At 56.5% G+C, this 967-nt stretch carries 1 protein-coding gene; it reads right to left on the bottom strand.

Translation table 11 applies throughout. The features are described from left to right. Positions 1–524: 524 nt before the first annotated feature. The coding region (locus tag AC5ZG5_RS46240) for a hypothetical protein (RefSeq protein WP_496165574.1) at positions 525–967 on the bottom strand (443 nt) is incomplete at its 5' end.

Here is a 967-nt window from a genome sequence, read left to right on the forward strand (position 1 = left end):
GCCGAACATCACCGAGCATTGGTGAAGGAAGTGGAGCAAGCCATCGCGGCTTCCTCGATAAACCTCAACGATTGAATCTGATGTCGCTGTCGGTGAGCGGCGACAAGGAACTATGGTGAACAGTCACAGGCCGCGACGGTGAGCGGACAAAAGGGACGGCACCATGACTTGGCTCGATTGCGCTTGTGGACCGAACCCTTGACCTTAAGGTTGAACTCTAAAATGCAACAGCGCCGCCTGACGGAGTATATTCGTCACGGGGCGCTGCGCTAAATACTGGGCCCTGAAAACCCCCAGTGCATTTCTGTCTCCGGATGCCGAAAAAGGTTCAAGTTCCCGGAGAAAATTGTACTGTCCGCGCCTAGTAAAACGGCCCCAGCCATCACCGGGGCCGCCAACCTGGTTGGGCAGGTTTTCCTCTGGCCGGGGCTTTTTTCGGGGGACGATCGGCCGGAGGCGCAGAGTCGACTGTTGCGGACAGATTTCGTTCCTACTGCGCAGAGAAGGCAAAACGGGCTGACAGGTTACCGGAGCGGCTGAAGGCGCCGAGGCTTCAGCCATTCGCTCAAATGTGCCGCCGTCTCCGCCTGACGTGCTCTGCGAATAAGTCGTTCGCGTTCGCCTGGGGGACCGCCTTGAGCTTCCTTGCGGAGGCGCACGGCCTCTTCAGCCAACCGGTTTTCCAGTGTCGTTGATTGTTTAGAACGACGCCGCACTTCCATGTGTTGCTCCTTGTTTGAGTAAGCAGGAGCGCACCTGGCGTACTCATCACCGAGGTGCGTGCGGTGATGCATACGATAATCAACTAAACGGCTGTACCGTTCCCGGCCGGTTGCCAATTGTTCCCGTGCGCTTGTGTCATAATCGAATCCGGGAACTTCCCGTAGAGTGTTGGATTGCTCTTCCCTTAACAGGAAGAAGAGGAGATGCGGGATGAAACAGGTGTTGTTGATCGCTATGATGACTG

The organism is Bradyrhizobium sp. Ses1, assembly GCF_059512365.1.